Raw genomic sequence first — 7030 nt, 5'->3', positions numbered from 1 at the left:
GTCGGCTACATGTACATCCTGAAGCTGCACCACCTGGTCGACGACAAGATCCACGCCCGTTCGACCGGTCCGTACTCGATGATCACCCAGCAGCCGCTCGGTGGTAAGGCGCAGTTCGGTGGTCAGCGGTTCGGTGAGATGGAGGTGTGGGCCCTCGAGGCCTACGGCGCCGCGTACGCGCTGCAGGAGCTCCTGACCATCAAGTCGGATGACATCCTCGGCCGCGTCAAGGTCTACGAGGCCATCGTCAAGGGTGAGAACATCCAGGAGCCGGGCATCCCGGAGTCCTTCAAGGTCCTCATCAAGGAGATGCAGTCCCTCTGCCTGAACGTGGAGGTCCTCTCGGCCGACGGCCAGGCGGTCAGCCTGCGCGACTCGGACGACGAGGCCTTCCGTGCCGCGGAAGAGCTCGGCATCAACATCTCCTCCCGCTTCGAGTCGTCGTCGATCGACGAGATCTAAGCGGCAGCCAGACCAACTGACGAATCTTCAATAGGAGAGAGTGAACACATTGCTCGACGCAACAACTTTTGACGAGCTGCGTATCGGCCTGGCCACCGCTGACGACATCCGTCGGTGGAGCTACGGCGAGGTCAAGAAGCCGGAGACCATCAACTACCGGACCCTGAAGCCCGAGAAGGACGGCCTCTTCGGAGAGCAGATCTTCGGGCCGTCCCGCGACTGGGAGTGCTCGTGCGGCAAGTACAAGCGCGTCCGGTTCAAGGGCATCGTCTGCGAGCGCTGCGGCGTGGAGGTCACCAAGTCCTCCGTCCGTCGTGAGCGCATGGGCCACATCGAGCTCGCCGCCCCGGTCACGCACATCTGGTACTTCAAGGGTGTGCCCAGCCGCCTCGGCTACCTGCTCGACATGGCGCCGAAGGACCTCGAGAAGGTCATCTACTTCGCCGCGTACATGGTGATCGAGGTGGATGAGGACGGCCGTCACGCCGACCTCCCCGGCCTCGAGAACGAGCTGCGCCTCGAGATCAAGACGCTGTCCGACCAGCGCGACGCCCGCGTCGCCGAGCGTCTGCAGCGCCTCGAGACCGACCTCGCCGCGCTGGAGGAGGAGGGCGCGAAGGCCGACCAGAAGCGTCGTGTCAAGGACACGGCGGAGAAGGAGATGGGCCAGGTCCGCAAGTCCTTCGACGAGGACATCGCCCGCCTGGAGCGCGTGTGGGAGTCGTTCCGCACCCTCAAGGTCGGCGACCTCAAGCCCGAGGACGCGGACTTCAACGAGCTCGTCGACCGCTACGGCATCTACTTCGAGGCGTACATGGGCGCCGAGGCGATCAAGCGTCGCCTGCTCGCGTTCGACCTGGCCGCAGAGGCCGAGATGCTCCGCGAGCAGATCGCCAACGGCAAGGGCCAGAAGAAGATCCGCGCGATCAAGCGACTGCGCGTCGTCTCGTCGTTCCTGGCGACCGGCAACTCGCCGGCCGCGATGGTCCTCGACGTCGTCCCGGTGATCCCGCCGGAGCTGCGCCCGATGGTCCAGCTCGACGGTGGCCGTTTTGCCACCAGCGACCTGAACGACCTGTACCGCCGCGTGATCAACCGCAACAACCGCCTTCGTCGTCTGCTCGACCTCGGTGCTCCCGAGATCATCGTGAACAACGAGAAGCGGATGCTGCAGGAGGCCGTCGACGCGCTGTTCGACAACGGCCGCCGCGGTCGTCCGGTCACGGGTACCGGCAACCGGGCGCTCAAGTCCCTCAGCGACATGCTGAAGGGCAAGCAGGGCCGGTTCCGCCAGAACCTGCTCGGCAAGCGCGTGGACTACTCGGGCCGTTCGGTCATCATCGTGGGTCCGCAGCTCAAGCTGCACCAGTGCGGTCTGCCCAAGCAGATGGCGCTGGAGCTGTTCAAGCCGTTCGTCATCAAGCGCCTGATCGACCTGAGCCACGCTCAGAACATCAAGGCCGCGAAGCGGATGGTGGAGCGTTCGCGCCCGCAGGTGTGGGACGTGCTCGAGGAGATCATCCGCGAGCGCCCCGTGCTGCTGAACCGTGCGCCCACCCTGCACCGTCTGGGCATCCAGGCGTTCGAGCCGCAGCTCGTCGAGGGCAAGGCCATCCAGCTCCACCCGCTGGTCTGCGCCGCGTTCAACGCAGACTTCGACGGCGACCAGATGGCGGTGCACCTGCCGCTGTCGGTCGAGGCCCAGGCCGAGGCCCGCATCCTGATGCTCGCCTCGAACAACATCCTGAAGCCCTCGGACGGCCGCCCGGTCACCCTGCCCTCGCAGGACATGATCATCGGTCTGCACCACCTCACCACCGTCCGCGAGGGCGCCGTGGGCGAGGGTCGCGCGTTCTCCTCGGTCTCCGAGGCGATCCTCGCGAAGGACCAGGGTTCGCTGCACCTCAACGCCAAGGTCAAGATCCGTCTCGACAACTACGTGCCGTCGGACGCCGCCGACACGGGTGCCACCCCGATCACCGCGATCGTGGAGACCACGCTCGGCCGCGCCCTCTTCAACGAGACGCTGCCGGCGGACTACCCCTACGTGGAGGAGGTCGCCGACAAGGGCACGATCTCGCTGATCGTCAACGCCCTCGCCGAGCGGTACCCGAAGGTGGAGGTCGCGGCGGCGCTGGACCGGATCAAGGACGCCGGCTTCTACTGGGGCACCCGCTCGGGCGTCACGGTGTCGCTGAGCGACATCCTGACCCCGCCGAACAAGGCGCAGATCGTGGCCGGCTACGAGAAGAAGGCCGCCAAGATCACCTCGGAGTTCGAGAAGGGTCTGACGACCGACCTCGAGCGTCGCCAGGAGCTGGTGAAGATCTGGACCGAGGCCACCAACGAGGTCGCCGAGGCTATGCGCGCCAACTTCCCGGCGGACAACACCATCAACCGAATGGTGACGTCCGGTGCCCGTGGTAACTGGCTGCAGGTCCGCAACATCGCCGGTATGCGCGGTCTGGTGAACAACCCGAAGGGTGAGATCATCCCTCGCCCGATCATCTCCTCGTACCGCGAGGGGCTGTCGGTCGCGGAGTACTTCATCGCGACGCACGGTGCCCGTAAGGGTCTGGCCGACACGGCCCTCCGTACGGCGGACTCGGGCTACCTGACCCGTCGTCTGGTGGACGTCTCGCAGGATGTCATCATCCGCGAGGACGACTGCGGCACGACCAAGGGCCTCGACCTCCCGATCGCCACGGTCGGTGCGGACGGTACCCTCACCCGCGACCCGAACGTCGAGAACTCGGTGTTCGCCCGGACCCTGGCCGCTGACGCGGTCGCGGCCGACGGCACCGTGGTCGCAGCGGCGCGCGAGGACGTGGGCGACGTGCTCATCGACAAGCTGGTCGCGGCCGGCGTCACCGACATCAAGGTCCGCTCCGTGCTGACCTGCGAGTCGGCGGTCGGCGTCTGCGCCGCCTGCTACGGCCGTTCGCTCGCGACCGGCAAGCTGGTGGACATCGGCGAGGCGGTCGGCATCATCGCCGCCCAGTCGATCGGCGAGCCCGGAACGCAGCTCACCATGCGTACGTTCCACACGGGTGGTTCGGCCTCCGCGGACGACATCACCCAGGGTCTGCCGCGCGTCCAGGAGCTGTTCGAGGCACGTACCCCGAAGGGTGCGTCCCCGATCGCCGAGGCCGCCGGCCGCATCACCATCGAGGAGACGGACAAGTCCCGCAAGGTCATCCTGACCCCGGACAACGGCGACGAGCCGCACGTCTACCCGGTGCTGAGGCGTTCGACCCTCCTGGTGGAGGACGGACAGCGCGTCGAGCTCGGACACCAGCTGATCGTCGGAACCGTCGACCCGAAGGAGGTCCTCCGGGTGAAGGGCGTCCGCGAGGTGCAGAAGCACCTGGTGGGCGGCGTCCAGGGCGTCTACCGCTCGCAGGGCGTGCCGATCCACGACAAGCACATCGAGGTCATCGTCCGTCAGATGCTCCGCAAGGTCACCGTCGTCGACCACGGCGACACCGACCTGCTGCCGGGCGAGCTGGTCGACCGGTCGAAGTACAACGAGATCAACCGCGCGACGCTGCAGGAGGGCAAGAAGACCGCCTCCGCCCGTCAGGAGGTCATGGGTATCACCAAGGCCTCGCTGGCGACCGAGTCGTGGCTGTCGGCCGCGTCCTTCCAGGAGACCACCCGCGTCCTGACGCAGGCGGCCATGGAGGGCAAGTCCGACCCGCTGATTGGTCTCAAGGAGAACGTCATCATCGGTAAGCTCATCCCGGCCGGCACCGGCCTGCAGCGCTACCGGAACGTCACCGTCGAGGCGACGGAGGAGGCCAAGGCGGAGCGGTACCCCAACCGCATCTTCGCCGACGACTCCTCGTTCAACGAGAGCGACCTGAGCTTCGTCGACTTCGACAGCTTCAGCTCGGACGACTACACCCCGGGCACCTACAACTAAGGTTCCCCGTCCCGAAGGCCCCCGGCATCCGCCGGGGGCCTTCGTCGTCGCTGGGGGTCTTCGTCGTCGCTCGCGCCTTCGTCGTGCCTGGGGTCTGGGAAGATGGACGCATGTGGCGCCAGCTCCTCCAGTACACCGACACGGCAGGACGCGCGATGCTGGGCGTTGCGGCCGCGCTGCTGGCCGTCGCCGTGGCCAGCTTCCTCATCGGCATCGCCCAGGCGTTCAGCGGCAGGGCAGCCGGTACCCTCCCGTTCTGGATGACGACCATGGGATGCGCCGTCGTCGCGGGCGTCCTCGTCTACCTGGCGAGCCATCGCGGCAAGCTGCACTGACGCCGGCTGGGCCCGTCCCCGCCTCGCAGGCAATTTCGCGCGTCCAGGCTCTGGCCTCCCGATCGGGCGCAGGCGACGATGAGTACACGCCCCGCACACGGGTGCCACCCACCAGCGTGGCACCCTCTCGCGGGTCTGTTGTCCTGACCCGCTCACTGATTAGGTGGACTACGCCCATCCGTCCGGGGGAGTTCTCGCCCCTGACGGACGGGTCTGCCGTTCACCCGAACCGTCGGCAGCCGCGATCCAGAGGGGGTCCCCCGTGGCGTCCATGACCGAAATCCTTATCCTCCACGGCCATTTGCCCATCGAATATCTCGATGCTGTGGGCCGTGCGCCCTCCGATGAGGCCGCCGTCCGAGACCTTCTCGACCGTGGCGCGATCTCGCCCACGCAACTCGCCCGCGCCCGCGCTGTCCAGGCCGGGCTTCCGTTCGTGGAGCTCGTGGACTACCCCGTGGACCGCACAGCGGTCGCGATGGTGAACGGCGCAGTGTGCAAGCGGCACAAAGTCCTCCCGATCGCGATCACCGATGGAGCTCTCGTCATCGCGTCGGCGGACCCCGGCGACGTGCTCGCCATGGACGACGTGCGCGCCGCAGCCCGCATGCCCGTCGCGGCCGTCGTGGCGGAGCCCGAAGATCTCGAAGCGGCGATCGACCGGTACATCCGCGCCGACGACGAGTTGAGCGACCTCACGACGACTCTCGAGGAGTCGACGGGGCAGGACGACTTCGGGAGCGGCGCCACCACCGAGGACATGGCCGACGACGAAGCGCCGATCGTGCGCTTCGTGAACCTGATCGTGAGCCAGGCCATCCAGGATCGCGCTTCCGACATCCACATCGAGCCGGGCGAACACCAGCTGCGGGTCCGCTACCGCATCGACGGAGTGCTCCATGAGATGCAGAACGCTCCCAAGACGGTGCAGAGCGGCGTGATCTCACGACTGAAGATCATGAGCGACATCGACATCGCCGAACGCCGGAAGCCCCAGGACGGCCGCATGTCGGTCTTGCACGGCGGCCGGCAGATCGACCTGCGCGTCGCAACACTGCCGACCGTGTGGGGCGAGAAGGTCGTCATGCGGATCCTGGACAACACGAATACCTCCATGAACCTGCGGGACTTGAATCTGCTCGACCGGAACTTCGAGACCTTCCAGACCGCGTACTCGAAGCCGTACGGGATGATCCTGGTGACGGGCCCGACGGGCTCGGGCAAGTCGACGACGCTGTACACGACACTCAACGCGGTGTCCCGGCCCGAGGTCAATGTCATCACGGTCGAGGATCCCGTCGAGTACCGCATGCCGGGCATCAACCAGGTTCAGGTGAATCCGAAGGCCGGGCTGACGTTCGCCAGCGCGCTCCGCAGCATCCTGCGCAGCGACCCGGATGTGGTGCTGCTGGGTGAGATCCGAGACCACGAGACTGCCCAGATCGCCATCGAGGCATCGTTGACCGGGCACTTGGTGCTCTCGACCCTGCACACCAACGATGCGCCGAGCGCAGTGACCCGCCTCACCGAGATGGAGATCGAGCCGTTCCTGGTGGGATCGGCCCTCGACTGCGTCGTCGCCCAACGTCTCGCCCGGCGCCTCTGTGAGCGGTGCAAGCAGCCGCTCGGCCTCGAGTCCGACGATCTGGCCCGCCTGCGATTCCCGCTGGCCGAGGGCGAAGAGCTCCCGGTGATCTACGCGCCTGTCGGGTGCACCGCGTGCTCCAACACGGGCTACCGCGGACGGTTGGCGGTGCACGAGGTGATGGCCGTGACGGAGGAGATCGAACGTCTCACCGTCGAGCGGGCCTCGAGCGCGGAGATCGGCCGCGCGGCGCGCGAGCAAGGCATGCTCACGCTGCGCGAGGACGGCTGGGAGAAGGTCAAGCTCGGACAGACTTCTGTCGACGAGATCCTGCGAGTGGTCGCATAGGAAAGGTTTCAGATGACATCGGACGGAACGAACGACGGTTGGGCTGTGGAGGACGCTGGAGAGCGTCGTCCTGTCTACGAGATCCCGGTGACGCCTCCTGAGGCACCGGGATGGGCTCGGCCCGTCTCAGGGCCCAGCGAGCCCGCGGGAGAGGCCCTTCCCGACTCGTTCCTGCCGAAGCGTCCACCGCTCCCGGCCTACAACGCTCCACCGCTGCCGGACTACTACGCTCCGCCCCTGACGGACTACAACGCTCCGCCCCTTACGGACTATGTCCCGGCACCCGCACCTGCGCCTGCGCCAGCACCCGCATCGGCGTATCCGCCGCCCCCTGCGTCCTGTCTCTTATACACATCTGACGCTGCCGACGACGGA

The 7030-nt window shown here is 67.0% G+C and carries 4 protein-coding genes; all 4 read left to right on the top strand.

Annotated elements, in window-relative coordinates; translation table 11 throughout:
* A partial coding sequence (locus tag ACPYOG_RS18035; protein WP_481295529.1) for a DNA-directed RNA polymerase subunit beta occupies positions 1-462 on the top strand: 462 nt, incomplete at its 5' end.
* Between the two features lie 49 nt (positions 463-511).
* On the top strand, positions 512-4387 hold the full coding sequence (gene rpoC / locus ACPYOG_RS18030) for a DNA-directed RNA polymerase subunit beta' (RefSeq protein WP_481295530.1): 3876 nt from the start codon (positions 512-514) through the stop codon (positions 4385-4387).
* A gap of 110 nt (positions 4388-4497) precedes the next feature.
* On the top strand, positions 4498-4722 hold the full coding sequence (locus tag ACPYOG_RS18025; protein ID WP_481295528.1) for a hypothetical protein: 225 nt from the start codon (positions 4498-4500) through the stop codon (positions 4720-4722).
* Between the two features lie 262 nt (positions 4723-4984).
* Positions 4985-6655, top strand: a complete 1671-nt coding sequence (locus tag ACPYOG_RS18020; protein ID WP_481295527.1) for a GspE/PulE family protein — start codon at positions 4985-4987, stop codon at positions 6653-6655.
* The last annotated feature ends 375 nt before the right edge of the window (positions 6656-7030 follow it).

This window comes from Leifsonia sp. HAY1-4F, assembly GCF_056755275.1.
The sequence above is the reverse complement of the archived record's forward strand: the minus strand, read 5'-3'. Positions and strand labels throughout refer to the sequence as shown.